Annotated in this window: 23 protein-coding genes; 10 read left to right on the top strand and 13 right to left on the bottom strand. The window is 61.3% G+C overall.

All coding sequences use genetic code 11. From position 1 onward, the window contains the following. Positions 1-32 precede the first annotated feature (32 nt). Positions 33-3,803: an EAL domain-containing protein gene (locus ALTER154_RS07525; RefSeq protein WP_160085910.1), complete on the top strand. Its 3,771-nt coding sequence runs from the start codon at positions 33-35 to the stop codon at positions 3,801-3,803. A gap of 84 nt (positions 3,804-3,887) precedes the next feature. On the opposite strand, the gene rimK is transcribed toward ALTER154_RS07525, so the two are convergent. Both rimK and ALTER154_RS07515 read right to left on the bottom strand, forming a co-directional pair. Beyond that, positions 3,888-4,793, bottom strand: coding sequence for a 30S ribosomal protein S6--L-glutamate ligase (rimK, locus tag ALTER154_RS07520; RefSeq protein WP_160085908.1), 906 nt, complete (start codon positions 4,791-4,793; stop codon positions 3,888-3,890). Next, complete coding sequence (locus ALTER154_RS07515) at positions 4,790-5,224, bottom strand: ATP-dependent zinc protease (protein ID WP_256665692.1); 435 nt, start codon at positions 5,222-5,224, stop codon at positions 4,790-4,792. Before ALTER154_RS07515 ends, rimK begins: the two co-directional genes overlap by 4 nt. Positions 5,225-5,355: 131 nt before the next feature. On the opposite strand from ALTER154_RS07515, the gene ALTER154_RS07510 reads away from it, so the two are divergent. Next, positions 5,356-5,790: an RNA-binding S4 domain-containing protein gene (locus ALTER154_RS07510; RefSeq protein WP_160085905.1), complete on the top strand. Its 435-nt coding sequence runs from the start codon at positions 5,356-5,358 to the stop codon at positions 5,788-5,790. 68 nt (positions 5,791-5,858) lie between these two features. On the opposite strand, the gene ALTER154_RS07505 is transcribed toward ALTER154_RS07510, so the two are convergent. Further along, positions 5,859-6,653 carry a phosphatase PAP2 family protein gene (locus tag ALTER154_RS07505; protein WP_160085903.1) on the bottom strand — a complete coding sequence of 265 codons (795 nt, stop codon included), beginning with the start codon at positions 6,651-6,653 and terminating at the stop codon, positions 5,859-5,861. Positions 6,654-6,869: 216 nt separating this feature from the next. On the opposite strand from ALTER154_RS07505, the gene hslO reads away from it, so the two are divergent. The 3 genes from hslO (at position 6,870) to ALTER154_RS07490 (ending at position 12,169) form a co-directional block, all read left to right on the top strand. Next, positions 6,870-7,757: an Hsp33 family molecular chaperone HslO gene (gene hslO / locus ALTER154_RS07500; protein ID WP_090250400.1), complete on the top strand. Its 888-nt coding sequence runs from the start codon at positions 6,870-6,872 to the stop codon at positions 7,755-7,757. Between the two features lie 180 nt (positions 7,758-7,937). Further along, entirely contained in the window at positions 7,938-9,479 is a 1,542-nt protein-coding gene (locus ALTER154_RS07495; protein ID WP_090250397.1) for a phosphoenolpyruvate carboxykinase, read from the top strand. Positions 9,480-10,240: 761 nt separating this feature from the next. Further along, a complete protein-coding gene (locus tag ALTER154_RS07490) occupies positions 10,241-12,169 on the top strand; it encodes an ATP-dependent DNA helicase RecQ (RefSeq protein ID WP_160085901.1) in 1,929 nt (642 codons plus the stop codon). Between the two features lie 3 nt (positions 12,170-12,172). Here ALTER154_RS07490 and ALTER154_RS07485 read toward each other — a convergent pair whose 3' ends face one another. Genes ALTER154_RS07485 through ALTER154_RS07460 form a run of 6 tightly spaced genes read right to left on the bottom strand, consistent with a single transcriptional unit; the run spans position 12,173 to position 17,082 of the window. Continuing rightward, entirely contained in the window at positions 12,173-12,610 is a 438-nt protein-coding gene (locus ALTER154_RS07485; protein WP_160085899.1) for a nucleoside deaminase, read from the bottom strand. A 28-nt stretch (positions 12,611-12,638) separates the two neighbouring features. After that, positions 12,639-13,250, bottom strand: a complete 612-nt coding sequence (locus ALTER154_RS07480; RefSeq protein WP_160085897.1) for an ABC-type transport auxiliary lipoprotein family protein — start codon at positions 13,248-13,250, stop codon at positions 12,639-12,641. Further along, entirely contained in the window at positions 13,247-14,164 is a 918-nt protein-coding gene (locus tag ALTER154_RS07475; protein WP_090250387.1) for an MlaD family protein, read from the bottom strand. Before ALTER154_RS07475 ends, ALTER154_RS07480 begins: the two co-directional genes overlap by 4 nt. Continuing rightward, positions 14,165-14,953, bottom strand: a complete 789-nt coding sequence (locus tag ALTER154_RS07470; protein WP_160085895.1) for an ABC transporter ATP-binding protein — start codon at positions 14,951-14,953, stop codon at positions 14,165-14,167. Then, the gene (locus tag ALTER154_RS07465; protein ID WP_160085893.1) at positions 14,950-16,095 is read right to left on the bottom strand and encodes an ABC transporter permease; all 1,146 of its coding nucleotides are present in this window, start codon (positions 16,093-16,095) and stop codon (positions 14,950-14,952) included. The genes ALTER154_RS07470 and ALTER154_RS07465 overlap by 4 nt, the downstream gene beginning before the upstream one ends. A gap of 60 nt (positions 16,096-16,155) precedes the next feature. Beyond that, entirely contained in the window at positions 16,156-17,082 is a 927-nt protein-coding gene (locus ALTER154_RS07460) for an exopolyphosphatase (RefSeq protein WP_160085892.1), read from the bottom strand. 188 nt (positions 17,083-17,270) lie between these two features. Between ALTER154_RS07460 and ALTER154_RS07455 the strand changes: the two genes are divergently transcribed. Continuing rightward, positions 17,271-17,612 (top strand): cupin domain-containing protein, encoded by a 342-nt coding sequence (locus ALTER154_RS07455; protein WP_090250378.1) that lies wholly within the window; start codon positions 17,271-17,273, stop codon positions 17,610-17,612. Between the two features lie 11 nt (positions 17,613-17,623). Here the strand turns inward: ALTER154_RS07455 and ALTER154_RS07450 are convergent, their stop codons facing one another. Both ALTER154_RS07450 and ALTER154_RS07445 read right to left on the bottom strand, forming a co-directional pair. Then, positions 17,624-18,277 (bottom strand): DUF3313 domain-containing protein, encoded by a 654-nt coding sequence (locus tag ALTER154_RS07450; protein WP_160085890.1) that lies wholly within the window; start codon positions 18,275-18,277, stop codon positions 17,624-17,626. An 88-nt stretch (positions 18,278-18,365) separates the two neighbouring features. After that, complete coding sequence (locus ALTER154_RS07445; RefSeq protein ID WP_160085888.1) at positions 18,366-19,304, bottom strand: class I SAM-dependent methyltransferase; 939 nt, start codon at positions 19,302-19,304, stop codon at positions 18,366-18,368. 152 nt (positions 19,305-19,456) lie between these two features. Here ALTER154_RS07445 and ALTER154_RS07440 point away from each other — a divergent pair, with 152 nt between their 5' ends. The 4 genes from ALTER154_RS07440 (at position 19,457) to ALTER154_RS07425 (ending at position 22,801) form a co-directional block, all read left to right on the top strand. Then, complete coding sequence (locus ALTER154_RS07440; RefSeq protein WP_160085886.1) at positions 19,457-20,059, top strand: nitroreductase family protein; 603 nt, start codon at positions 19,457-19,459, stop codon at positions 20,057-20,059. Between the two features lie 175 nt (positions 20,060-20,234). Beyond that, positions 20,235-21,725: an NAD(P)/FAD-dependent oxidoreductase gene (locus ALTER154_RS07435; protein WP_160085884.1), complete on the top strand. Its 1,491-nt coding sequence runs from the start codon at positions 20,235-20,237 to the stop codon at positions 21,723-21,725. Between the two features lie 181 nt (positions 21,726-21,906). Continuing rightward, positions 21,907-22,077 carry a hypothetical protein gene (locus ALTER154_RS07430; protein WP_167143638.1) on the top strand — a complete coding sequence of 57 codons (171 nt, stop codon included), beginning with the start codon at positions 21,907-21,909 and terminating at the stop codon, positions 22,075-22,077. A 220-nt stretch (positions 22,078-22,297) separates the two neighbouring features. Further along, the gene (locus tag ALTER154_RS07425; RefSeq protein WP_160085882.1) at positions 22,298-22,801 is read left to right on the top strand and encodes a hypothetical protein; all 504 of its coding nucleotides are present in this window, start codon (positions 22,298-22,300) and stop codon (positions 22,799-22,801) included. On the opposite strand, the gene ALTER154_RS07420 is transcribed toward ALTER154_RS07425, so the two are convergent. Next, positions 22,758-25,151, bottom strand: coding sequence for a bifunctional diguanylate cyclase/phosphodiesterase (locus ALTER154_RS07420; RefSeq protein WP_160085880.1), 2,394 nt, complete (start codon positions 25,149-25,151; stop codon positions 22,758-22,760). The two genes, ALTER154_RS07425 and ALTER154_RS07420, sit on opposite strands and share 44 nt — an antisense overlap. Beyond that, entirely contained in the window at positions 25,148-25,792 is a 645-nt protein-coding gene (locus ALTER154_RS07415; protein WP_090250362.1) for a methylamine utilization protein, read from the bottom strand. The genes ALTER154_RS07420 and ALTER154_RS07415 overlap by 4 nt, the downstream gene beginning before the upstream one ends. Positions 25,793-25,823: the final 31 nt, after the last annotated feature.

The raw sequence follows: 25,823 nt of genomic DNA, 5'->3' as shown, positions 1-25,823 counted from the left end.
ATGCTTTATCAGCGCGATGACATGAGGTCAGCATGCCTGCAGTTCCCCACCGCCTATCTCTTTGGACTTGGCTGCTGCCGTTGCCATTGCTCCATCTGGCCACCTGGCTGTCCCTGGCGACTCAGTTCACCGACGGGGCGGCGCTGTGGTATCCGCCGTTTGCCTTGGCGCTGGTGTTTGCGCTGTGGTGGGGGCCGCGCGTACTGCTGGCGGTTTACCTCAATGCAGCGGTGTCGATTCCACTGTGGGGGCTGGAGTGGCAATGGGCTGCGCTCTATGCCCTGCCGGAAACCCTGGGTGTAGCGCTGGCCTGGCTGTTGCTACGGTTGCGGCCGTTTGACCCGGCCTTGCCCGATCTCAGTCATCTGCTGCGCTTTATGCTACTCGGTGTGCTGTTGCCAATTGCGCCCATGGTGCTGGGGTTACAGGGCAATCTCTGGCTGTTCGGCCACATACCGCTTGAGGCGTTGCTTTCGGGCAGCATGACGCTATGGCTGGCTGACAGCCTCACGGCCTTGGCCCTCGCCATCCCCTTATTGGTCTACCTGACGCCCTGGTTACGCCGCCGCGGTTGGCTGGCGGGCCCCGTGCGCAGCGGCTGCGAGCACGTGCCCGAGGTGCTACGCCAGTTACCGCCATGGCCGCTGCTGCTGGTGCTGTTAATCGGCATGCCTTGGCTGCTCGGTGTATTGCCGCTAACCCTTAATTTGCCGTTGATCGGCGTGATGATGCTGGGCCTGGCCTTGGTCTGGGGCTTTGCCGGCGGCCTCTGTGGCGCGGCGCTCAGTGTATTGATGGTGTTGATTCTGCCGCTGTTGCGCGGCCTGGTGAACAGTTCAGCCTGGCTCGACCCGCAACGTCTGGAACTGCATTTCAGCGTACTGCTGTTTATGCTCGCCACGCTGCTGGTGGGGCGCAGCCTGAGTGACCTGCGCCAGGCCCTGGCGCGCAGTGCGCAGATACAGCAGCAACTGGCCCTGGCCAACCTGGCGCTGGAGGCCAGCCCACTGGGCGTAATCATTGCTGATGCCCGCCAGCCGGCGTTGCCGCTGATCTACTGCAACCCGGCGTTCGAGCAAATTACCGGTTACAGCCGCGAGGAAGCCCTGGGCAACAACTGGAACTTCCTGCTGCGTGATGATCAGCAGCAACAGGGCTTGAGCCGTTTGCAGCAGGCGGTGCGCGAGGGCATGGGCTGCGATGTGGTGCTGCGTAACTACCGCAAGGATGGTCAGCAGTTCTGGAATGAATTTACCCTTGCGCCGATGCGTGACGACCAGGGCATTAGCCATTTCGTCGCCCTGCAAAGTGATGTCACTGCCCGCGAGCAGCTGGCCACCCAGGTGCGTTCGCAGAGCGACGAGCTGCTCAAGCAAAGCTACCTGTTCAGCCAGACCGAGCACATTGCCAACCTGGGTGGCTGGGTGTTGAACATGCCCGAGCAGAATATGGACTGGAGCGCCGGCTGCTTTCGTATTTACGAGCTGGACCCGAAAAACGGCACGCCGGACCTCAGTGGTGCCCTGAGCTACCTGGATGCCAGCGGCCGAGTATTGGCCGAGCAGGTGCTGCAGCAGCTAATTGATGGGCTGGAGCAATTTGACATTGAGGTGCGCCTGCTGACTGCCAAGGGCAAGACGCGCTGGCTGCGTATCCGCGGTATTACCGAGCGTGATGGCGCCGAACTGGTCAGGGTGTATGGCGCGTTGCAGGATGTCAGTGCGCGCAAATACGCCGAGCAGCAACTGCGCGAACGTGATGAGCGGCTGCGCCTGTTCTTCGAAGCGCCGCTGATCGGTATGGCCCTGACCAGCCCGAGCTTTGCCTGGGAAGAGGTCAACCATAAGCTCTGCAGCATCCTTGGGCGCTCGCGCGAACAGCTGCTGGCGGCCAGCTGGGAAGAGCTGTCGCAGGACGATGACCTGCGAAACGAACAGCCGCTGCTCGACCAGGTACTCAGCGGGCATCGTGAAGGGTTCGAGTTGGAAAAGCGCTTCCGTCGGGCCGACGGCAGCCTGGTGCACACCCGTGTCAGCCTGCGTGCGGTGCGCCACAGCACCGGTCGGGTGCGCATGTTTCTGTTGCTGGTCGAAGACATCAGCGAGCGCCTGCAGGCCGAGGCGCGCTACCGCACCATCGTCGAGAATGCACCTGAAGCGATCCTGCTGTTCGATCTCAACGGAACGCTGGTCGAGTGCAACGACAATGCCCTGCGTTTGCTGGGTTATAGCCGCGAGGAAATCGCCAGCAAGCGTGTGTTTGATCTGAGCCCTAACAAACAGGCCGATGGCCAGCTTACGGCTGAGCTGGGTAAGGTTTACTTGAAGCGGGCAATGAACGGTGAAGCGCCAGTATTCGACTGGTTGCACCGCGACAGTAAAGGGCGACAGATTCCGTGCGAGGTACGCCTGGTGCGCATGCCCGGTGAGCCGGTGCTGATTCGCGGCAGCGTCACCGATATTTCCGAACGTCAGCGTTATCAGCGTGAAATTGAGCGACTGGCGTTCAGCGATGAACTCACCGGTCTGCCCAATCGGCGTCTGCTGCTCGACCGCCTGCAGCATGCGATGGACCGTGAACAGCGCGAAAATACCCTGGGCGCCCTGTTGTTCATCGACCTGGATCACTTCAAGACGGTCAACGACAGCCTCGGTCATCTGGTCGGCGACGGCCTCTTGCGTGAGGTGACGGCGCGACTGGCCAGTGGTTTACGTGCCGAAGACACCCTGGCGCGGATGGGCGGGGACGAATTTGTGGTGCTGCTCGAAGGGCTCGACAGCAACCCGCAACTGGCAGCTGAAGCGGCAGCCATTACAGCGGAGAAGCTGCTAAAAAGCCTGGTGGGCACCTGCTGGATTGATGGCCACGAGCTGTCGATCAGCGCCAGTATCGGTATCGCCCTGCATCCTTTCGGTAGTCAGGTGGCCTCCGACGTGCTGAAACAGGCGGACACCGCCATGTACCGGGCCAAGCAGGGGGGGCGCAACGCGTTGCATTTCTTTGCCCCGGAGATGCAGGCGGCCATCGACCAGCGCTTGCAGATGCAAAGCGAATTGCGCCAGGCGGTGCAGCGCAACCAGCTGTATTTGGTGTTTCAGCCGCAACTGGCGTTGGCCACCGAGCGTATTGCCGGCGCAGAAGTGCTGTTGCGTTGGGTGCACCCGGAGCGCGGCGAAGTCATGCCCGGCGACTTTATCCCGTTGGCCGAAGAAACGGGGCTGATCGAGGAACTCGGCGCCTGGGTGCTGGAACAGTCCTGCGCAGCGCTGGCACGCTGGTTACCGCAGTGGCCGCAGCTGGTATTGGCAGTCAACCTGAGCCCACGTGAACTGCGCCAGCGTCACTGCGTCGCGCGCATCAGTGAGTGCTTAGCGCGCCATCAGGTGCCGGCCACGGCGCTGGAGCTGGAAATCACCGAAGGCGTGTTGCTGGAAGAAGTCGAGCAGTGCATCAGCAATATGCAGGCACTCAAGACGCTGGGCGTGCGGTTTGCCATTGATGATTTCGGCACTGGCTACTCTTCGCTGACATACCTCAAGCGCCTGCCGTTGGATCGTTTGAAGATTGACCGCAGCTTTACCTGGGATATGGACGCTGAAGACGGCAGCGGCCTGGTATTGGTGCAGACCATCTTGGTGATCGCCCGCAACCTGGGGCTTGAGTGCGTGGCCGAAGGCATTGAAAGCCAGTGGCAACTTGATTGCCTGCGCCAGCATGGCTGCTCGTTGGGGCAGGGCTATCACTTCAGTCACCCGCTGAAAGAAGCGGATTTCCAGGCCTGGATGGAGCGGCACGACGTGTAGGCTTGAGTCTGTGTGTCGGCACCTCTGCCGCGTCCTGCCATACAGGCCCGGCCGTGTTTGGCCGTGCGTTCGCTTATATCCGGCTCAACCCTTGCCCTTAGTGCGCGTCAGGTTTGGGCCGCTGTTCTTCTCCAGGTGCTGGATTACCAGGCTGGCGACGTCCTTGCCGGTGGTGGTTTCGATGCCTTCCAGGCCGGGGGATGAGTTGACTTCCATCACCAGCGGGCCGTGATTGGAGCGCAGGATATCCACGCCTGCTACGCTCAGCCCCATCACCTTGGCCGCGCGGATGGCGGTCATGCGTTCCTCCGGGGTGATCTTGATCAGGCTGGCGCTGCCGCCCCGGTGCAGGTTGGAGCGGAATTCGCCGGGCTTGGCCTGGCGCTTCATCGCCGCAATCACCTTGTCGCCGACCACAAAACAGCGGATGTCCGCGCCGCCGGCTTCCTTGATGTATTCCTGCACCATGATGTCTTGCTTGAGGCCCATAAAGGCCTCGATCACCGACTCGGCCGCCGTCGCCGTTTCACACAGCACCACGCCAATGCCCTGGGTGCCTTCCAGTACTTTGATCACTAGTGGCGCGCCGTTAACCATGTCGATCAGGTCGGCGATGTCATCCGGAGAGTGGGCGAAACCGGTCACCGGCAGGCCAATGCCACGGCGGGACAGCAGTTGCAGTGAGCGCAGCTTGTCCCGCGAGCGGGCGATGGCCACCGACTCGTTGAGTGGGAACACGCCCATCATCTCGAACTGGCGCAGCACCGCGCAGCCATAGAACGTCACCGACGCGCCGATGCGTGGAATCACTGCATCGAAGCCTTCCAGCGGCTTTCCGCGGTAATGGATCTGCGGCTTGTGGCTGGCAATGTTCATATAGGCACGCAGGGTGTCGATCACCACCATCTCGTGGCCCCGCTGTTGCCCGGCTTCGACCAGGCGGCGGGTGGAATACAGGCGCGGGTTGCGCGACAGCACGGCGATCTTCATGGGGCACCAGGGGAGTCAGCGAGGGTGGGTTTATTCTGTACGTAAGTCAGCGCCGGGTTGACCAGCAGCTGACCGGCAATCAGCGCCTTGGAGCCAAGCAACACGCGGTAGCGCATGGTTTTGCGGCATGTCAGGGTGAATTCGACCGGCCATTCGCGCTCGCCTAGCGTCAGGGGAGTGCGAATCACATAGCGCGACTGACTGTGGCCGTTGGAGCTTTTGATGGTTTTCACTGAAACCAGTTGTGCCTCGCAGCGATGCCGACGCTGCACCACTGTGCCGAGGTGGGCGGTAAAGCGCACCCAAGGCTCGCCGTCGCGGTCGAACGGTTGAATATCGCTGGCATGCAGGCTGGAGGTACTGGCCCCGGTATCAATCTTGGCGCGCAGGCCGACCATGCCCAGTTCCGGCAGGTTGATCCATTCGCGCAAACCGATTACGCCAAGTTGGTCAAAAGTCTTCAAAGGGCAGTTCCGGGTTATGTGCGGGCATTCTAGTTGGCACGTGTGACAACTGCATCAGGCAAAATGTCCGCCTGCACGGTGTGATCAGCGAGGGCCGGATGAGCGAGAAAAAAGACGACGACAAGGTACGCCTGGATAAATGGCTGTGGGCCGCGCGCTTTTATAAAACCCGCGCCCTGGCCAAAGCGGCTATTGAAGGTGGCAAGGTGCACCACCGTGGTGAGCGTTGCAAACCCGGCAAGGAGCCGAAAATTGGCGATATCTATGTGATTCGCACTGGCTTTGAGGAGCGCAGTGTAGTGGTGCAGGCACTGTCCGTGGTGCGCCGCGGTGCGCCTGAAGCGCAGGCGTTGTACACCGAGACAGCCGAAAGCATTGAGCGCCGCGAACAGGCCGCCGCACAGCGTAAAGCCGGGGCACTGGGCATGCAGACCGATGGCCGGCCGAGCAAGAAACAGCGCCGGCAGATTCACGATTTCAATGAGCGGCAGGATGGCGGCCTGCGCCATCCGTGGGCTGATGACGAGTTCTAGGCCGCGTGTCGCCGACCGCCGTGCTCAGCAGCGCGGCACTGTTCAGCTGCGCACGTCACAGCCTTCGCCTAGCGGCCGCTGATAACGTTCAGTCGGCCCAGAATTGGCAGCGCGGCCAGGCTCTTGATCAGCGGCTGGGTAACATATTCCAACCATTCGCTGGTCTTGTACGCAAACGGGGTAAAGCAGGACCAGGCCAGGCCCAGCAAGGCGAGGAACAGGCCGCCCACCAGGGCATCCGAACCCCAGTGCGCACCCGCTACCAGACGCGGCAGCATAAAGATCACCGCCAGGCTCCAGACCAGCAGCAAACGCCAGTTGCGTGCAAAGAAGCTCATAAACATCGCCCAGATCAACAGCACCGATGCGTGATCGCCAGGGAAGCTGCGGGTGGCGCTGTCCTTCATATCCCAGCGTTCTTCCCAGTCAGGGAACAGTTCGGTCAGCCGTGCGGCGCCTTCCACCACCAGGGATGCGCTCGGGCGCTGCCAACCCATCAGCTTGACCAGCTCGGCGAAACCGACGCGAAACAGCAGCATCACGATCAGCGCCGCGAGAAAGGCATACAGCGCCTTGCGCACTTGGGCGCCGCTGAACACCAGATCGGCCTTGAGCATCACGGCCAGCATCAGCACGCCAACACCCATGTCCACCGGGCGCATGCTGCCGATTGCCCAGGTTTGCGCCCACAGCCCGGCGCTGTGCACGGGCTCGTTGAGCAGGGCAAACAGCTGCAGGTCGAATTGGTCCCACAGCGCGCGGCTGGGTGCCCACAACCAACTGGCAAGCAGCAGCAGAGCGACGAAATGGCTGGCAACCAATGGGCGAATACGCCACTGATCGTTAAGAAAAGAAGAGGTCATGCAGAGGCATCCTTGTCATTTGTAGGGGTTTAAAGCGGTCGGCATCCTAGGGAGTCGGGCCTGAGAATGCAAAATTTCCCCCTGTCTTTTGTCGACAACTGTGACCCGGTTTTGTATCGATAGCTTCCACCCGCAGCGCTGATAGATAAGAGGCGCTTGGTCGGATGGGCGTTTGCGCCTAAAATCGCGGGCCGAATCACATTCAGTGAAGTTGGCATGTCTGATTTTTCCCAACGCTTCTTGTTCGACGACAGCGATATCCGTGGCGAACTGGTCGGTCTGACCGACAGCTACAGCCATGTGCTGGCCAAACACACCTACCCGCAACCGGTCGCTCAGCTGTTGGGTGAACTGCTTGCTGCTGCCTCCTTGCTGATTGGCACCCTGAAATTTGAAGGCCTGCTGATCCTGCAGGCGCGCTCCTCCGGTGCCGTGCCCCTGCTGATGGTCGAATGCTCCAGCGAAGGTGAGCTGCGCGGTATCGCCCGCTACCACGCTGAACAGATCACTGCCGATGCCAACCTGCGCGAGCTGATGCCCGATGGCGTGCTGGCCATGACCGTTGACCCGAAATCCGGGCAGCGTTATCAAGGCATCGTCGATCTGGAAGGGGATACCCTGGCCGATTGCCTGACCAATTACTTCGCCACGTCCGAGCAGCTGCCGACGCGTTTCTGGCTCAGCGCCGATGGCCAGCGTGCTCGCGGCCTGCTGTTGCAGCAGCTGCCGGCCGACCGCCTGAAGGAGGCCGATGAGCGTGAAGCCAGCTGGCAGCACGCCATGGCCCTGGCCGATACGCTGAAGGCTGAAGAACTGCTGGGCCTGGATAACGAAACGCTGTTGCATCGCCTGTATCACCAGGAGGCGCTGCGCCTGTTCGACCCACGTGCCTTGCTGTTTCGCTGCAGCTGCTCGCGTGAGCGCTCCAGCCGCGCGCTGATCAGCCTCGGCCAAGCTGACGCCGAAGCGCTGGTGCAGGAGCACGGCGGCAGCGTGGAAATCGATTGCCAGTTCTGCAACGAGCGCTATCTGTTCGATGCCGCCGATGTGCTGCAACTGTTTATCGATGGCAGCATCGAAGCGCCATCAGATACGCGCCACTGAGTTTCAAGCAAATTCGGGGGCACACAGCCCCTAAACCGTGTCGGAATGATCTGATCAGAGGCTGCACCCGCAGCTGGCTTTTTCTGGCATAATCCGGCGCACTTTTTTCGCTGTAGTAGTGCTCCACTTTCTACTACAAAACGTTCGGAAGACTCGGCCACGTGGCCGACGGGGACCCACATGACGCAAGCCAACAACGCCGTGTACACCGACATCAGCGCTGCCCAACTGGTCGAAGAAGCCCTTCGTCGCGGTGAAGGCGAGCTGGCCGCCAACGGCTCGCTGGTCGTACGCACAGGCCATCGCACTGGTCGTTCGCCGGCTGATCGCTTCATCGTGCAAGAGCCGAGCACCGAGGCGAAAATCGCCTGGGGCGCAATCAACCGTCCGTTCCCGGCTGACAAGTTCGACGCCCTGTGGGACCGCGTACAAGCGTTCTCCGACGCGCAGGACAGCTTCGTGTCCTACGTTCATGTAGGTTCTGCCGACGCGCACTACCTGCCAGTCAAGATGACCACCGCCACTGCCTGGCAGAACCTGTTCGGCCGTTGCCTGTTTATCAACCCGGAGCAGTACAACCCGGCTGGCAAAGACGAGTGGCAAGTGCTCAACGTCGCCAACTTCGAATGCGTACCGGAGCGTGATGGCACCAATTCCGATGGCTGCGTGATCCTCAACTTCGCCGCCAAGAAAGTCCTGATCGCCGGCATGCGTTACGCCGGTGAAATGAAGAAAGCCATGTTCAGCGTGCAGAACTTCCTGCTGCCGGACGCCGACGTGCTGCCGATGCATTGCGCGGCCAACATCGGTGAAGAAGGCGACGTGACGCTGTTCTTCGGCCTGTCCGGCACTGGCAAGACCACCCTATCGGCTGACGAAAGCCGCTACCTGATCGGCGACGACGAGCACGGCTGGGGCGTGGGCGTGGTGTTCAACATCGAAGGCGGTTGCTATGCCAAGTGCATCGACCTGTCCGAGAAGAACGAGCCAGTGATCTGGAAAGCCATCCAGTTCGGCGCCGTGCTGGAAAACGTGGTGCTCGATGAGAACCGCGTACCGAACTACGCCGACGACAGCCTGACCCAGAACAGCCGCGCGGCCTACCCGCTGGAGCTGGTCGAGAAGCGCAGCGAGAAGAACCTCGGCGGTGAGCCGAACGCCGTGATCTTCCTCACCTGCGACCTGACTGGCGTACTGCCGCCAGTATCGATCCTCAACGAAGAGCAAGCGGCTTACCACTTCCTCTCCGGTTACACCGCGCTGGTCGGTTCCACCGAAATGGGTTCGGGCGGCGGCATCAAGTCGACCTTCTCCACCTGCTTCGGCGCGCCATTCTTCCCGCGTCCGGCTGGCGAATACGCTGAGCTGCTGATCAAGCGTATCCGCGGCTTCGGCTCCAAGGTCTATCTGGTCAACACCGGCTGGACCGGCGGTGGCTACGGTGTTGGCAAGCGTTTCAACATCCCGACCACCCGTGGCGTGATTGCAGCGATTCAGAGCGGTGCGCTGATCGGTACCGAAACCGAGTTGCTGCCGATCATCAACCTGAGCGTGCCGAAGTCGGTACCGGGCGTTGAAACCAATCTGCTCAACCCACGCAACACCTGGGAAGACAAGAACGCCTACGACGAAGCCGCCAAAGGCCTGGCCGGTCTGTTCATCGAGAACTTCAAGAAGTTCGATGTCAGCGATGCCATCAAGAACGCCGGCCCGCAGCTTTAAGTTGTAACTGTCGCGTTGAAAAAACCGCCGAAATCGGCGGTTTTTTTATGCATGGGAAATTAAGCATCAATCTGTAGGAGGCGCTTTAGCGACGAACTTTCGTTAATGAGCGAGTTGTCGCGGCTAAAGCCCTTCTCGGGGTGCACTGGCAGGCACAGTAAGAAACGGAAAAGCCGCCCGGAGGCGGCTTTGGGTGCGTATCTGCTAGCAGATCAGGCACGTTTGCGGGTGTCGCGCGTTGCACTCTTGCTCAGGTGGCCGCTCTGCACGGCCTTGGCTGTTGCTGTATGGCTGTCTCGGGCCACAGCGCTAACGGGGTTGGCAACTCAGGCGATTTCCAGGGCCATTGTCTGCAGCTGTCGACTTCAGCATGACTGGCGAGTGCCAGGTAGGTGTCGATATGCCGCGGGTGGCCGCTGGTGCTTTCGAGTTGTGTGGCGGCGTTAGGGCTATGGTTTGGCACACCTCACGGCGAACCTGAGTTTCCCGCCAGACTGCGCATCGGCCTGTGGTTCGCATCAGCTACTCCGGTTCCGCCGGGGTCTTTGCTGCGCGGCCATCTGGCCTGGGTGGTGAGCGATCTAGTGGATAACCGGCAAGCTGCCGCTGAAACCAGATACCTGCATACTCATCTCCTTTTTATTGGCATGGTTTGAATGTACGCCTGTGTTGCCTGTGGTGTTAGTTGGATTGGCAATAGCGGTGCGGCCTGTAGGAATTAATCATTGTTTACCGCCGCGGCGGTCAATGGAGTGACAGCCATGAGTACCCTGGAACGTGTGTTCGGCTTCAAGCAATTGCGCCCCGGTCAGGAGCGTGTGGTCACGGCCGTGCTCGCCGGACGTTCGGCGGCGGCGATCTTCCCCACCGGTTCGGGCAAGTCGTTGTGTTATCAGCTGCCGGCGTTGCATCTGCCGCACCTGACCCTAGTGGTCTCGCCCTTGCTGGCGTTAATGCAGGACCAGCTGGCGTTCCTGCATGGCCGTGGCATCAGCGCCGCCAGTATCGATTCGGCGCAAAGCCGCGAGGAGGCCAGTGCGGTCATGACGCGGGCGAAATCGGGTGAGCTGAAGATTCTGATGATCTCGGTCGAACGGCTGAAGAATGAGCGTTTCCGCAACTTTATCGCCCAGGTGCCGATCTCTCTGCTGGTGATCGACGAAGCCCACTGCATCTCCGAGTGGGGCCATAACTTCCGCCCGGATTACCTCAAACTGCCGGACTATCAGCGCCAGTTCGGCATCCCGCAGGTGCTGCTGCTCACGGCCACGGCCACGCCGCCGGTGATTGCCGATATGCAGCAGAAGTTCGCCATCGCCGCTGATGATGTGGTCACCACAGGTTTCTACCGCGCCAACCTCAACCTGCTGGTGGAGCCAGTCAGCGGCGCCGACAAGCAGCGTCGTCTGGAGCAGTGGTTGGGTGCCAAAGCCGGGCAGCCAAGCATCGTTTACGTCACCCAACAGAAGACTGCTGAACAAGTGGCCGCACGCCTGAGCCAGCGTGGCCTTGCCGCCAGCGCTTACCACGCCGGTATGCCGCACGAGGCGCGTGAGGCGATTCAGCGTCAGTTTATGGCGGGGCAGATCAACTGCATCGTTGCCACCATCGCCTTCGGCATGGGTATCGACAAGTCGGATATCCGCAATGTGCTGCACTTCGACTTGCCGAAATCCATCGAGAATTACAGCCAGGAAATCGGCCGCGCCGGCCGTGATGGCCAGCCTTCCGACTGCCTGGTATTGGCCAACCACGACAGTCTCAACGTGCTGGAAAACTTCGTTTATGGCGATACGCCGGAGCTGGACGGCATTCGCTGTGTGCTGGATGAGCTGCTGGCCAGCGGTCATGGCGGCGAGTGGGAGTTGATGCTCAACCAGCTTTCCGAGCAGAGCAATATCCGCCAGCTGCCACTGAAAACCCTGCTGGTGCAGCTGGAGTTGCGCGGCATCATTGCCCCGCGTTACGCCTATTTCGCCGAATATCGCTTCAAGTTCCTCTTGGAACCCGAAGCGTTGTTGGAGAAGTTCGACGGCGAGCGGCGGCAGTTTGTCGAGGCGCTGATCAGCACCTCGCAACGCGCGCGCACCTGGTGCACGGTGGATTTCGATCAGCTCTACCAACAGCACCAGGCCGAGCGCGGTCGGGTGATCAAAGCCCTGGATTACTTCCAGGAAAAGGGTTGGGTCGAGTTGGAAAGCAAGCAGATGACTGAGGTCTACGCGCTGCTCGATCCCGGCTTCGATCCGGCGGCCTTGAGCGTCGAACTGCATGGCTATTTCAGCCAGCAGGAGGCCAGCGAGATCAGCCGGATTCACGCCATGCTCGCGCTGTTTGCCAGCGAGCAGTGCCTGAGTCAGCGGTTGGCCGCCTATTTCGGTGACGCCAACGCGCCGCAGCAGTGTGGGCATTGTTCGGTGTGCCGGGGGCAGGTTGCCCGGCTACCCGAGCCGCCAGCGTTGCCGCCGCTGGCGGAGCTGGATATGCAGGCACTCTGTGACGGTTTTGTGCGCAAGCATCAGGAACTCAAGGGCGTTGAGCCGAGCGCTGAATGCCTGACGCGCTACCTCTGTGGCATCAGCGTGCCGCTGTTCACCAAGCTCAAAGCGCGTCAGTTCAGTGGCTTTGCTGCGTTGGACGCCTACCCCTATGCGGCAGTGCGCGAGTGGCTGATCGTTCAGCGCGGCTAGCCACTACTCGCCGATATCCTCGTTCCACAGCGTCGGTTGGGCGGCGATAAAGTCCTGCATCAGGTGCAGGCATTCGTTGTTGTGCAGCACATCGAGCTGCACGCCACGCTCGCGCAGCAGCGCTTCTTCGCCGAGGAAGGTCTGGTTCTCGCCGATGATCACTTTGGGGATGCCGTATAACAGGATTGCGCCGCTGCACATCGCGCAGGGTGAAAGGGTGGTGTAGAGCACCGACTCGCGGTAGGTCTGGGCGCTTTGCCGGCCGGCGTTTTCCAAGGCGTCCATTTCACCATGGCGGATGGCGCTGCCTTGTTGTACGCGACGGTTATGGCCACGGCCGATAATCTGGCCGTTATGCACCAGCACCGAGCCGATCGGGATGCCGCCTTCGGCCAGGCCCTGGCGGGCTTCGTCGATGGCCGCTTGCATAAATTTGTCCATGGTTCGCCCCTCGCTGGAACAACTCAGTTCATTTTTGCTGCGCGGTCTGACCCTGGGTCAAAGTCCACTCCAGCACCTCGCGGGCCAGTTGATCGCCGGCCTGGCCGAAGGCGTTGACCACCGCCGGCACCGAGGTATCACTGGCCGCCTGGCTGACTTCGAAACGCCGGCTGGCGAGGATGCGCAGGCTGCCACTCTGCACCAGGCGGGCTTCGAATAGGATGCGCGCGGCTGGGCGGCCGTTCTGGTATTCGCTGTGAAAGGCGCGCAGGTCGCCGTCCAGCTCCAGGTCGGCCTGCAGGCGGCTTTCATCGCTGCTCACCGCCTTGAGGCGGCCGTCGTCGAGAAAGGCGTCAATCAGTCGGTCGCGCAGTAGCAGTGGTGCGCGGTCGCTCCAGCGCACACCCTGGTAGGCGCTGATCTGGTCGCCCGGCGGCAATACGGCAATTCGCGTGCTGTCGAGCAGCTGGCTGCTGTAGGGCTTGTTCACCCGCAACGCCCAATCGGTACTGGTGTTATGGCTGGGCAGGCTGCTGGCCGGCAGGCGGTAGATGCTCAGCACCTGGCTTTTCGGCAAGACCGAGCAGGCGGCCAGGCTGCCGATCAGCAGCAGTGCGGCGAGCAGGCGAAGACGACTCATGGTTGAAACTCCTTGATGGTGTCACTGCGCAGCAGGTAGCCGGCCGGGTCTTCCTCCAGGCGGCGGGCGAAGGAGCGCAGGGCGCTGAGGGTTTCGCGCAGTTCGACAATGGTTGGGCCCAGTTCGCCGATGCCTTGCATGCCGTTGTTAAGGGTGCTGTGGTTATCCGCTAACAAGCGTTCGACGCTGCTGCTGCTGCGCTCCAATGAGGCCATCAGCCGATTGGCGCTGTTGACCGCGTCGTGGCCTGGGCCGCTGAGCAGCTGGTTGGCGTTGCGCATCAGGTCAGTGGCTTCCTGGCTGGCGCGGGTCATCTGTTGCAGGGCCTGACGCAGCTCGTCGCGCTGTTCGGCCACGCTGGCGCTGGTTTGTTCGATGTTGTCCAGAGTGCGGGAAATACGCCCGATGTTTTCGTGCGAGAACAGCTGGTTGGCGCGGTCGAGCAGGCGAGTGACGCTGACAACCAGGTCTTCACCGTTGGACATCAGGCGGGTCAGCGGCGAGGGATCGGCGATAATTTCCGCCAGTTGGTCGTTCTTGCCTTCCAAGGCCGGGCTTTCCGGGGTGCCGCTGTGCAACTGGATCAGTGAGGCGCCGGTGATCCCGGTGATCGACAGGCGAGCGCGGGTATCCTGTTTGATCGGTGTGTTGGCGCTGACGCGGATGTGCGCGCGAACCTTGCGCGGATCGTTCGGGTCGAGGCGCAGGCTGATCACGTCGCCGACCTTGATGCCGCTGTACTGCACCGCGCTGCCGGCCGACAGACCGCTGACCGCTTCGTTGAAGATCACGTCAAAGTCGTGGGTTTCCTGGTCCGAGCTGGCCTTGCTCAGCCACAGGGCAAAGCCCAAGGCCGCGGCAACCATTAGCACGGTAAACAGGCCAATCAACACGTGGTGGGCACGCGGTTCCATTCAGTTGCTCCCTGGCGCGCCGCTGGCGGCCTGTTCGGCTGCGCGTCCGCGCGGGCCGTGAAAATACTCGTGAATCCAAGGGTTGTCGGTGGCGGCTACAACGTCCAGGCGGTCGGCCACCAGCACGCGTTTTTCCGCCAGTACGGCCACCCGATCACAGATGGTGTAGAGGGTGTCGAGGTCATGGGTGACCAGAAACACGCTGAGACCCAGGGCGTCGCGCAGGGTCAGGATCAATTGGTCGAAGGCCGCCGCGCCAATCGGGTCGAGCCCGGCGGTGGGTTCGTCGAGAAACAGGATGTCCGGCTCCAGGGCCAGGGCGCGGGCCAGAGCCGCGCGTTTGATCATGCCGCCGGACAGTTCGGTCGGGTATTTGTCGCCCGCGCCACGTGGCAGACCGACCAGTGCCAGCTTGACCTGGGCCAGACGTTCGGCGGCGGCGCGCGTGAGGCCGGCATGTTCGATCAGCGGCAAGGCGGTGTTTTCGGTCACCGTCAGCGAGGAGAACAGCGCACCGCGCTGGTAGAGCACACCAAACCGCCGTTCCAGCTGCGAGCGACGCTCGGGAGGCAGGCTCAGCAGTTCTTCACCGAACACCCGTACTGTGCCTGAGTTGGCGCGGCGCAGGCCGAGGATGCTGCGCAGCAGCACCGATTTGCCGGTGCCTGAGCCGCCGACCACACCGAGCACTTCGCCGCGATACAGGTCCAGCGCCAGGTCCTGGTGCACGGTCTGCGCGCCGAAGCGGTTGACCAGGTTGCGCACTTCGATAATCGCTTCGCCCTTCACCAGCCCATCTCCATCAGAAACAGCGCCGCCAGGGCATCCAGTACGATCACCACGAAAATCGACTGGACCACGCTGGAGGTGGTGCGCTCGCCCACCGACTGCGCGCTGCCAGTGACCTTGAAGCCCTCCAGGCAGCCGATCACGGCAATCAGGAAGGCAAAGATCGGCGCCTTGGCCATGCCCACCAGGAAGTGCTTGAGGGCGATATTTTCCTGCAGCATGGCCAAGTACATGGCCGGTGAGATATCCAGGCTCAGGGCGCAGACCACCGCGCCGCCAAGGATGCCGCTGAGCATGGCGATAAAGGTGAGGATCGGCAGGGCGATCAGCAGGGCGAATACCCGCGGCAATACCAACAGCTCCATGGGGCTTAGGCCCAGGGTGCGGATGGCGTCAATTTCCTCGTTGGCCTTCATCGAGCCTATCTGTGCGGTAAAGGCGCTGGCGGTGCGTCCGGCCATCAGAATGGCAGTGAGCAGCACGCCGAATTCACGCAGGAAGGAAAACGCCACCAGGTCGACCGTGTAGATGCTCGCGCCAAAGTCGGCGAGCACCGTCGCGCCGAGAAAGGCCACCACCGCGCCGACCAGAAACGTCAGCAGGGCGACGATGGGTACGGCATTCAGGCCGCTCTGCTGCAAATGCGCGACCAGTGAGGTGATGCGCCAGCGGCCGGGGCGCAGAAGGATGGCGAACATCGCCGCCAGGGTCATGCCGATAAAGCCGAGCAGGGCGATGCCTTGTTGCCAGAGCTCATCGACGGCCTGCCCGATCTGCCCGAAGAATTCACGCCAGGCGGGGATGTGTTTGCTGGACAGCGCATCGCCGGCGTCGGCAATCGCTGTGCCCACGGTTTGCAACAGGGCGCGGCGCTCGCTGGGCAGCCCGGGCGCGTCCTGAGCCAGTTGCGCTAAGCGCTGACTCCCGAGCAACTCCACCAACAAGGCAGCACCCGCAGTGTCCAGAGCGCCAAGGCTTTGCAAGTCGACGCTGGCGGTGCTGCTCAATGTGCCGTGCAGTTGCCGAACCTGGGCTTCCAGGTCGGCGTAGTGAGCGAGTGTCCAGTCGCCGCCGATGCGCAACCCAGAAGGCGCATCCGTGCGGCTGGACTCAAGCGGCGTGATAAAAGGGGCTGTGCTCATAGGGCACAGCTTAACCCTCTAGCAGAGGCTACGCCCAGCCTGCTTAGGACATCGTGCTGCCTAACCGTCGGCAGTGATTTCGGCAATCAGCTCGCGCAAAGCGGCTTCAGCGTCCTCGTTGGTCAGCTGGCAAGTGCCGGCATTGGCATGGCCGCCGCCGTTGTAGCTCAGGCACAGCTCGCCGACATTGGTGTTGGAGCTGCGGTCGAGGATCGATTTGCCGATGGCGAACACGGTGTTCTGCTGTTTAACGCCCCACATCACGTGGATCGAGATATTGCACTGCGGATAGAGGGCATAGATGACGAAGCGGTTGACTGCGTAGATCGTTTCTTCATTGCGCAGATCAAGCACCACCAGGTTGTGGTAGACCGTGGCACAGCGCTGGATCTGCGCTTTGGCCTCGCGTTGGTGATCCAGGTACAGCGCCACACGCTCTTCAACATCGGGCAGCTGGAGAATTTCATTGATGCCGTGGGTCTGGCAGAAGTCAATCAGCTGCATCATCAGCTGGTAATTGGAAATACGGAAATCACGGAAGCGGCCGAGTCCGGTGCGCGCATCCATGATAAAGCTCAGCAGCTCCCAGCCCTGTGGATCGAGGATGTCCTCGCGGCTGAATTGTGCGGCGTCCGCCTTGTCCACGGCCTCCATCATTTCGTCCCAGTCCCGTGGGAACGCGTCGTGACCGCCGTAGTGCTTCCACACCACCCTGGCTGCGGAAGGCGCATCGGCATCAATCAGGTGATTGCTCGCCGGTTGGTTACGCAGGGTCTCGCTGAGGTGATGGTCAAAGGCCAGGTGGCAGCCGGGGACATACGGCAGGTTGGTGGTGATGTCGTGACTGGTGATCGCCACTTTGCCGTCCTGCATGTCCTTGGGGTGGACGAAGAGGATGTCGTCGATCAGGTTCAGGTGTTTGAGCAGGGCGGCGCACACCAGGCCGTCAAAATCACTGCGGGTGACCAAGCGGTAAAGACTGGACATAGAGCATCTCCGGATCGGGCAAACGGCTGAATAAGCCAACAGGCCCTCTTCAAAGTAGCACGCGGTTGGTACGTCGGCCTGAGTGGAGGGCTGCGCTTCCAGGCAGTTGCAGGTCGACCTCAGGACAGTCGCGGCAGGTGGGCGGCCGTAGGCTGCGGGTGATGTTCTACCGACCTTAGGAGCCCCTCATGTCACCGATTACCGTACTGCGTGATACCCAGCCGATTCCGCTGCTGGATGCCTGCAAGTGGACGCGCATCGCCGGCGAGCCGCACACCGTCAACCTCAACGCCTACACTTCGGCGGACGGCAGCAAGATAATGGGCACTTGGATCTGCACGCCCGGTAAATGGCAGGTGGCCTATGAAAAATGGGAGTACTGCCACTTCCAGGAGGGTTACTGCATCATCACCCCCGAGGGGCAGGCGCCGATTCATCTGCGGGCCGGCGACATATTTATCGTCGAGCCCGGGATGAAAGGCACCTGGGAGGTGGTCGAGACGGTGCGCAAATACTTTGTATTTGCCTAAGCCGTCAGACCTTAGGGTTTGAAGTTGCGCGCATCCTTGGCCCACTCATCCAGCGCCGGCTTGATGTCCTTGAGGCTGAGTTGAGTGCTGTCGTTTTCCAGCTGCAGGCCATGGCCCTTGCGTATCACGCGGGTCATCGGCTGGCTGTTGCGCCCGTCGATGGCTTCCAACTCAATATAAATGCTGCTGTTGAGATCGCGAGTACCGGCGGCGGTGCTCGCGGCCGCGGCAACCAGGGCAATCGGCACCACTTCATAGACTTTCAGCCCTTCTGGCGACAGGTTGACCGCGGTTATGGCCGAGCGCAGTACCAGGGTGTCACGGTCGGCATATTCGACAACCTTGAGCCGTCCAGCCAGTTCAAGGCGTATGGCCTGCTGCAAGTAGAGGGCAATGCTGTCCAAGGTCTGCTGGCTAACTTGGGCGGTGGGCGTCGGTGCGGGGTAAAACACTGGCCGCTCGACCAATACCGAGCGGTAGTTCTCGGGCTTAAAGTCCGCTGATACCCAGCGCATAACCGGTGCGCCGCTGGCCGACTGTGCGGGCTGTAGCTGTGAGTAATCACTGAGGAAGCCCGAATACTGCGACGGTTGCGGTGTGCTGCTGACGCAAGCGGTCAGTAACAGCGTGGCGGAAAGGGCAAGGCCAAGGATTTTTAGCGTCATTGCGGCGATCTCGCGAGGGGTGGTCGCCTAACTGTAGACCAGCCAGCAACAGGCAATATCGTCCTTAGCTGGCGCCCTGCGAGCGGATTCAGTGCCGCTGAAACACCAGGGCCTTGAGGGCGCTGTCTGGCTGGCTGTCGGGAAACTCCGGCGGGTTTTCCAGGCGTTCGCTGAAGCGCAGGCTTGGTGCTTCAGCGGCCATGGCCTGGATCAGGTAATCGGGGCCGATTTCCGGCTCATTGCTGCAGGCCAGTACCGTTCCGTTTGCACTCAACAATTCGGGCAGGCGGCGCAGCACCTTCGGGTAGTCCTTGCTCAGCACGAAACTGCCGCGCTGAAACGACGGTGGGTCGATGATGATCAGGTCATAAGGACCGTACTTGGCCACCTTGCCCCAGGATTTGAACAGGTCGTGGCCGAGAAATACCACCTGGCTGAGGTCGTGCTGGTTCAGCCGATGATTATCGCGGCCACGGTTGAGCGCAGCCCTGGCCATGTCCAGATTGACCACCTGGCGCGCGCCGCCGGCCAGTGCAGCCACGGAAAACCCGCAGGTGTAGGCGAATAGATTGAGCACGCGCTTGCCCGCTGCCTGCGCCTGTACCCATTGACGGCCATAGCGCATATCGAGAAACAGCCCGCTGTTCTGCTTTTTGCCCAGGTCGAGGCGGTAGTGCAGGCCGTGCTCACAGATATCCCAGTGCTCAACCGGTTCGCCCTGCAGCCATTGCGTGGGGCTTTCTGGCAGGTAGCGCTGTTGCAGCATCAGGCTGTGCGCGCCACTTTGCTGCCAGGTGTTGGATTGGCCGAGGTCGAGCAGCATCTGCTGTAGCGCGGCCAGTTCGGTATCGCTCACCGGCTTGAACAGCGCCACCAGCAGCACGCCTTGCAACCAATCCACGGTGATCTGTTCCAGCCCCGGCCAGCAGCGGCCTCTGCCGTGAAACAGCCGGCGAGTTTCACTGGGCGGCGCAGTTAGGGCGTCGAGCAGGTGTTGCTGGAGGGTCATGAGTGCGGCTGGTGTCATGGGCTGTGGTCAATTTGGCGAGGCGGCGATTTTAGCAGGCGGCCGCCTAGAATCGTCTGTGTCGATCATTGTTATCGGTAAAGGCGTTTGGCGTTACGCCCGGCCAGTGCCTAGCATTGCTCTCTTTCACACCTGCATAGAAGGATCCCCCCATGCATATCGACGAAGCCATCCGCAGCCGCCGCGCCGTCAAAGGCTATGACCCGGCATTTACCCTGAGTGATGCCGAGAAGGATGAGCTGCTGCAGCTGGCGTTGCTCGCACCTTCAGCGTTCAACCTGCAGCACGTGCGTTTGGTTGAAGTCAGCGATCCCGCACTGCGCCAGCAGCTGCGTGACGTGGCTTGGGGCCAGGCGCAGGTGACTGACGCCTCAATGCTGGTGGTGGTGTGCGCTAAACTCGACAGCTGGCAGCAGGATGTCGGCCGCGTCTGGGAAGGCGCTCCGCAAGAAGTGCAGGCCTATATGGCCGGTGCCATCGACACCTATTACCGCGACAAACCGCAGGTGCAGCGCGATGAAACCATGCGCAGCTGTGGCCTGATGGCGCAGACCCTGATGCTCGCCGCGCGCGGCAAGGGTCTGGATTCCTGCCCGATGGACGGCTTTGATTTCGATGCGGTGGGCAAGTTGATCAACCTGCCTGAAAACCATGTCATCGCCCTGATGGTCGCCGTCGGCAAGAAGACCATCGAGCCCAAGCCGCGTATCGGCAAACTGCCGTACAACGAAGTGGTGTTGCGCGACCGTTTCTGATCGCTGGGCAGGTTGTTGAGCGCTCTGGTCATTCTTCAGCCATAACTGTGGTCAGCTTGCGCCTGATCACACCACTAAAGGTTGGATGACAAACGCGCTATTGGGGGTGAATCTGGCGGGCATTACGGGTCGATCTATCGACCTGCAGCCATAACAAGAAGCCTGAGGAGCCCCCATGTCTGTCGAACACCTGGATGTCTTGATCATTGGTGCCGGCCTGTCCGGCATTGGTGCGGCCTATCACCTGATGAAGCATTGCCCCGGCAAGCGCTTCGCCATTCTCGAAGGCCGGGAAGCGCTGGGCGGTACCTGGGATCTGTTCCGTTATCCAGGCATCCGTTCCGACTCGGACATGTTCACCCTTGGCTACAACTTCAAACCCTGGACCAACCCGCTGGCGATCGCTGACGGCCCGTCGATCCGCAGCTATATCGCAGAAACGGCCGAGGAAAACGGCATCCAGCAGCACATCCGCTTCCAGCACAAGGTACTCAAGGCCGACTGGTGCAGTGAACGCGCCACCTGGACCCTGCAGGTACAGCGCGGCGATGAGCCCGAGCCGATCAAGTTGAGCTGCCAGCACCTGTTGATGTGCACCGGCTATTACCGCTATGAAGCGGGCTACACCCCCGAGTTCAAAGGCCGTGAACTGTTCCAGGGCGAATTTATCCACCCGCAGCTGTGGCCGGAAAACTTCGATTACAGCGGCAAGAATGTGGTGGTGATCGGCAGCGGCGCGACAGCCGTTACCCTGGTGCCGGCGATGGCCGATAAGGCCAAGCATGTGACCATGCTGCAGCGCTCGCCCACCTACGTGGTGAGCCTGCCGCAGGGCGATCCGATCTCCGACGTGCTGCGCAAGTTCCTGCCGGAAACCTGGGTCTACCGCCTGGCGCGCACGCGCAATGTGGCGGTGCAACTGGGCTTCTACAAACTGTCCAAGGCCTTCCCCAACCTGGTACGCAAGGCGTTGCTCGGGTTGGCGCGTCATCAGTTGGGCAAGGACTTCGACATGCGTCACTTCAGCCCGCGCTACAAACCGTGGGACGAGCGTGTGTGCGCAGTGCCCAATGGCGACCTGTTCAAGGTGCTACGCCAGGGCAAGGCCTCGGTGGTGACTGAATTTATCGACGGGTTCACCGCCAAGGGCATCCGCCTAAAGTCGGGTCAGGAGCTGCCTGCGGATGTGATCATCAGTGCCACCGGCCTGGATTTGCAGCTGTTTGGCGGCATGCAAGTGGTGGTGGATGGGCAGCCCTTCGATGCGGCCAAGAGCATGGGTTATCGCGGCATCATGCTGCGTGATCTGCCCAATGCTGCAGTGGTACTGGGGTACACCAATGCCAGCTGGACGCTCAAGGCGGACCTCTCCAGCGAATACTTCTGCCGCCTGATCAACCATATGGATGCCAACGGCATGCGCCAGTGCACGCCGCGAGATGCCGCGCGGCAGGTCAAGGACGCGCCGTTCCTTGACCTGGCCTCTGGTTATATCACGCGCGCTGCTGACAAGATCCCCAGCCAGGGGGATCGCGCGCCGTGGAAGCTCTACCAGAACTACCTGCTGGACCTGGCGCTGCTGCGTTACGGCAAGGTTGAGGACGGTTACCTGGAGTTCAGTTCACCGCATGTCGGCGAATCTGCCAGCACAGCCACAGCGGTCTAGACTGCCAAACAATGTAAGCCAAACGCTATAGCTGCTTGGCGCGTTATGCCTACAGAGATGTGGCCATTTGCCGCTTTAGAGACAGGCATTAAGCCACTATGCTTTTGTGACAGCTTTCACGGATGAACGGGCCGGTATACCTGGCTGCTGTCGCAAAGGAGTCCTCTAGAGGATGAAAAGAATGGAATCGCTTCAGCAAGAGCAACGCTACTTGCCAGAGCTGCGGGCGCATATCGACAAACTGCTGGCCAAAGGCTGGGTGATCGCTGAGCGCAGCCCGCTTACCCTTCAGTCCGGGCGTAAGACCTACATGGTCGTGCACGGCATGTTGATTGGCGATAACGCGTTTTAACCTGCGCCCCCACCGTTTTCCCGGGCCGCTGCTGATCAAGATGATCAGCAGCGGCCTTTTTTGTGCGTGTTGCATTGTTCAGGCGCTTACTTGCGACAGGTATGCCTGTATCGCAGCGCTGTTGGCAACGGGCCAAGGCGGGCTATGCCTGAATCTGTAATAACGCCGGACAATCAGACTCTACTGGCCTGATCATTGGAAAAGTCTAAGGGAGCCGTGCATGCGTGCTTTGCTGGGTGTGTTTTTTTTAGCCGCGTTGTTGAGTGGTTGTAGCCGGTCGCACGTTACTCATATGAGCCTGCCGGTGTTGCCGGGTTGGTACAACGGTGAGCAGGTTTACTACCTGACCACCGATATTTCGGACGCGCAGATGGCGACAGTGATGCAGGCCAATTATGTGCCGAGACTGGCCAATGCACTGCCCGATGAACCCGGCCCGCACCCGTTGGCGACTTATGATCGGGTCTACAAATTTGTTGATGACAGCCAGGCCAGTGTATTCCCGTCTATCCCACTGCCGTTAGGTGGTGAGAACCAGGACACGGCTTACAGCCCGTTGTGGCATGTCTATGAGGTGCGCTGGTTGAGTGGTACGCCAGGCAGCCCGCTGCGCTCGGCTGATGCTGTGTTGCAAGCGCAGGAACAAGGCTTGGTCAGTGTGAGAGCCAGTGGGATTATCGTTAATTGCCCGGTGGTCGCGGTTGGCGAGCAGCGCCTTCAGTAGTTGCGGCAGGCAAGTGCCACTGGCAGTTTTCCAGCCAGCTGGCAAACGCGGCGGGTGGCAGCGGTTTGCTCAGCAAGTAGCCCTGGGCGATATCGCAACCGAGCTGATCCAGACGGTCGAGAATGGCCTCGGTTTCCACCCCTTCGGCGACGATCTTCAGGCCCATGTTGTGGCCCAACTCGATAGTCGAACGGACGATGATGTCGTCATCGGGGTTGCTCAACAGGTCGAGCACGAAGGACTTGTCGATCTTCAGCTCATGCACCGGCAGGCGCTTGAGTTGGGCCATGCTTGAGTAACCGGTGCCGTAGTCGTCGATCGACAGTTTCACGCCCAATTCGCACAACTCCTGCAATTGCCCCATGGCCAGTTCCGGGTCGGCCATCACCGCGCTTTCAGTGATTTCCACAATCAGGGCGGATGGCGGCACGCCATGCGCGGCCAGTTGCGCGGCGATAAAGCCAGCAAAGCCGGGATCGGCCAGATCCAGTGCGGAGATATTGATCGCGGTCTTCAGCGCCAGCCCCTGTTCCTGCCAGGCGCGACTCTGCGCCACGGCTGTGCGCACCACCCAGCGTGTCAGGGCGCAAACGTTGCCGGTCTGTTCGGCCAGGGGGATAAATTCGTCCGGCGGAATAAACCCATGCACCGGGTGAATCCAGCGCACCAGGCATTCCACGCCATACAGGCTGCGCGTACGGATATTCAGCTTCGGTTGGAAATACAGGCTGAGTTGGCCGCCTTCCACCGCGCCTTTCAATTCGCTCATCAATGCCAGGCGCAGCAGGCTGTGGCGGTCCAGTTCCGGGCGGTAGAGGGCGTAGGGCGAGCGCTGTTGTTTGCCCAGGTACATCGCCACTTCGGCATGCTGCAGCAGGCTGCCGGCGCTTTCTCCGTGATCCGGATACAGGGCGATGCCAACCGTGGCGTTGAGGGTCATGCTGATGCCGCGTACGGCGAATGGCTCGTGCAGAGCAGCGCGGTAATGCTCGGCGGCAGGGATCAGCCAGCCCGGCTGGCAGGGGCTGATCAGCAAGGCAAACTCATCACCACCGAGACGCGCCAGTTGCTCGCCGGGGCGTAGCAGCGCCTGCAGGCGTGCGGCGAGCTGGCAGAGCAGCTGGTCACCGGCGTCGTGGCCGAGGGTGTCGTTAAGGTCCTTGAAGTTGTCTAGATCCATCAGCAGCACCGCCACACCTTCGCCCGGCAGGCATTGCGTCAGGGCCTGTTGCAGCTCGGCGACAAAACGGTTGCGGTTGGCCAGTTCGGTCAGCGGGTCGCGGTAAGCGAGAAAACTGATGGTGGTTTCGCGCTCGGCAATGCCTTGCTGCATGGCGACGAATTCGCGGGCGAGTAAGCCGACTTCGCCGCTCGCCTGCGTTTCCATTGGTACCTGATAGTCGCCGCTGGCGATGCGCCGTACGTTGTCGACCATCTGACTCAGCGGCCGGCTGACGGTGTTGGCAATCCACAGCGCGCCGAGCCCGGCCAGCAGCAGGGCGATGGTAAAGATGGTTGCCAGCTGCCATTGCAGCGGCTGGTAATCAGCCAGCTCGGCGGCCAGCGAGCGCATCAGCAGCACCTGCAGTTCGCTTCTGGTATCCACTAGAGGTGCGCGCAGGGCCACTTGCTCAAGGTCCTGTAAGTCGAAGCGGAACACGCCCTCAGCATTTGGCAGCAGCTGGCTGGCCAGCTCGGCCCGAGGCAACGCCTGCAGGTTGCTGGCCAATACTCGGTATTGCCCAGGGCGGCCGTCGAGCAGCGCGACGTCGGCGCCGCTGAGACGGGCCAGGTGCGCGGTCGCCTGATCGTCCAGTTCAAAAGCCATCATCAGCCAGCCCATCAGGTTGGGCCGTGGGGCGAAGATTGGCGTGGCGTTGATATGCAGTACCCGTTCACCGAACACCACCAGGCGTTCTTTGCTCTGTGCATCATCTGTGTCGAGCAGGTCATTCCAGGGCAATTGCGCGCCCGGTAACAGTTCGCCACTGGTGCCCGCCAGGATCAGCCCCTCGGGCGCACTGACCAGGGCAAAGCTGGCCTGGCTGCGCGAGGCAAACGATTCCAATGCTGCGGACAGTGATTGCGCTTCCTGCTGGGGGCTGGCGATCAGGTCGGCGATTTCGCCGAGCAGGGTGAAGTCCTTGGCGATCAGATCGGCCATGGCGCTTTGCGCCTGACGGCGGCTCTGCAGCTCGTTACTCAGCACTGCATGGGCGAAGTTCAGCTGCCCGGCCACCTGGCTCAGGGTGTGTTGATACGTGGAGCGATAAACCAGTGCCAATAGCAGCACCATGACCGCCAGCAGCAACAGCAGGAAGAAGCCGAGAATCTTGCCGCGCAGGGTCATGAGGCGTAGTCATCTTTGGCCATGGGGCGGGCTTTCGGCTCTTTCGGCCGAGGGTCGCGCTTCAGCGCGCCGGTGAGTTGCCAGGTCAACGTGCCGTCGCTGGGTACGGCGCGGCTCATGGCTTCCTGCGGATCGGCGATGCGTGGGTGCCAGATGTGCAGGGTTTGTCCGGCGGCGGCATCGAAGTCCAGGCGGGTTTTGCCCTGGCTGTCGGTCTGGGCGAACCAGGGGGTGTCGAGCACGAGGATAAAGCCGAGCATCCAGTCATGGATATTGCAGCCCAGGGTGACCAGGCCAGGCTGGTCGAAACGCATTTCCTGCGGTGCGGCCTTCTGCTGGTGCAGGCGCAGCTCGAAACGCTTGGCCGGCGAGAAGGAGTAAACGTGATGGTTGATCGGGTCGGCGTTGGGGAAGCTCACCGTGGTGCCGACCTGTACTGGCAGAACATAGGGGGTGAACTGGCGCTTCTGCTGGTCCATCACTGCAGTAGCGGGTTGGCTTTGCGCCGGACCGGGTTCGATCCACAGCACGGCGTCACTGAGCGGTTTGCCCTGATTATCGAGCAGCACGATCTCCAGATTCTGGGCCTGCGCCAGTGTGCCCAGCAGCACCAACAGCAGTGCCAACGCCGATTTCAGCATGATTGATCCCCCACGACCGCACGACAGTAGC

Origin of the sequence: Pseudomonas sp. 9AZ (genome assembly GCF_902506525.1) — a bacterium.
GTDB lineage: Bacteria > Pseudomonadota > Gammaproteobacteria > Pseudomonadales > Pseudomonadaceae > Aquipseudomonas > Aquipseudomonas peli.
The sequence above is the reverse complement of the archived record's forward strand: the minus strand, read 5'-3'. Positions and strand labels throughout refer to the sequence as shown.

Bases quoted from the DNA above. Each gene is read 5' to 3' on its own strand.
- ALTER154_RS07525 (WP_160085910.1), top strand. From the start codon at position 33: ATGCCTGCAGTTCCCCACCGCCTATCTCTTTGGACTTGGCTGCTGCCG.
- rimK (WP_160085908.1), bottom strand. From the start codon at position 4,793: ATGAAGATCGCCGTGCTGTCGCGCAACCCGCGCCTGTATTCCACCCGC.
- ALTER154_RS07510 (WP_160085905.1), top strand. From the start codon at position 5,356: ATGAGCGAGAAAAAAGACGACGACAAGGTACGCCTGGATAAATGGCTG.
- ALTER154_RS07505 (WP_160085903.1), bottom strand. From the start codon at position 6,653: ATGACCTCTTCTTTTCTTAACGATCAGTGGCGTATTCGCCCATTGGTT.
- hslO (WP_090250400.1), top strand. From the start codon at position 6,870: ATGTCTGATTTTTCCCAACGCTTCTTGTTCGACGACAGCGATATCCGT.
- ALTER154_RS07495 (WP_090250397.1), top strand. From the start codon at position 7,938: ATGACGCAAGCCAACAACGCCGTGTACACCGACATCAGCGCTGCCCAA.
- ALTER154_RS07490 (WP_160085901.1), top strand. From the start codon at position 10,241: ATGAGTACCCTGGAACGTGTGTTCGGCTTCAAGCAATTGCGCCCCGGT.
- ALTER154_RS07485 (WP_160085899.1), bottom strand. From the start codon at position 12,610: ATGGACAAATTTATGCAAGCGGCCATCGACGAAGCCCGCCAGGGCCTG.
- ALTER154_RS07480 (WP_160085897.1), bottom strand. From the start codon at position 13,250: ATGAGTCGTCTTCGCCTGCTCGCCGCACTGCTGCTGATCGGCAGCCTG.
- ALTER154_RS07475 (WP_090250387.1), bottom strand. From the start codon at position 14,164: ATGGAACCGCGTGCCCACCACGTGTTGATTGGCCTGTTTACCGTGCTA.
- ALTER154_RS07465 (WP_160085893.1), bottom strand. From the start codon at position 16,095: ATGAGCACAGCCCCTTTTATCACGCCGCTTGAGTCCAGCCGCACGGAT.
- ALTER154_RS07460 (WP_160085892.1), bottom strand. From the start codon at position 17,082: ATGTCCAGTCTTTACCGCTTGGTCACCCGCAGTGATTTTGACGGCCTG.
- ALTER154_RS07455 (WP_090250378.1), top strand. From the start codon at position 17,271: ATGTCACCGATTACCGTACTGCGTGATACCCAGCCGATTCCGCTGCTG.
- ALTER154_RS07450 (WP_160085890.1), bottom strand. From the start codon at position 18,277: ATGACGCTAAAAATCCTTGGCCTTGCCCTTTCCGCCACGCTGTTACTG.
- ALTER154_RS07445 (WP_160085888.1), bottom strand. From the start codon at position 19,304: ATGACACCAGCCGCACTCATGACCCTCCAGCAACACCTGCTCGACGCC.
- ALTER154_RS07440 (WP_160085886.1), top strand. From the start codon at position 19,457: ATGCATATCGACGAAGCCATCCGCAGCCGCCGCGCCGTCAAAGGCTAT.
- ALTER154_RS07435 (WP_160085884.1), top strand. From the start codon at position 20,235: ATGTCTGTCGAACACCTGGATGTCTTGATCATTGGTGCCGGCCTGTCC.
- ALTER154_RS07430 (WP_167143638.1), top strand. From the start codon at position 21,907: ATGGAATCGCTTCAGCAAGAGCAACGCTACTTGCCAGAGCTGCGGGCG.
- ALTER154_RS07425 (WP_160085882.1), top strand. From the start codon at position 22,298: ATGCGTGCTTTGCTGGGTGTGTTTTTTTTAGCCGCGTTGTTGAGTGGT.
- ALTER154_RS07420 (WP_160085880.1), bottom strand. From the start codon at position 25,151: ATGACCCTGCGCGGCAAGATTCTCGGCTTCTTCCTGCTGTTGCTGCTG.
- ALTER154_RS07415 (WP_090250362.1), bottom strand. From the start codon at position 25,792: ATGCTGAAATCGGCGTTGGCACTGCTGTTGGTGCTGCTGGGCACACTG.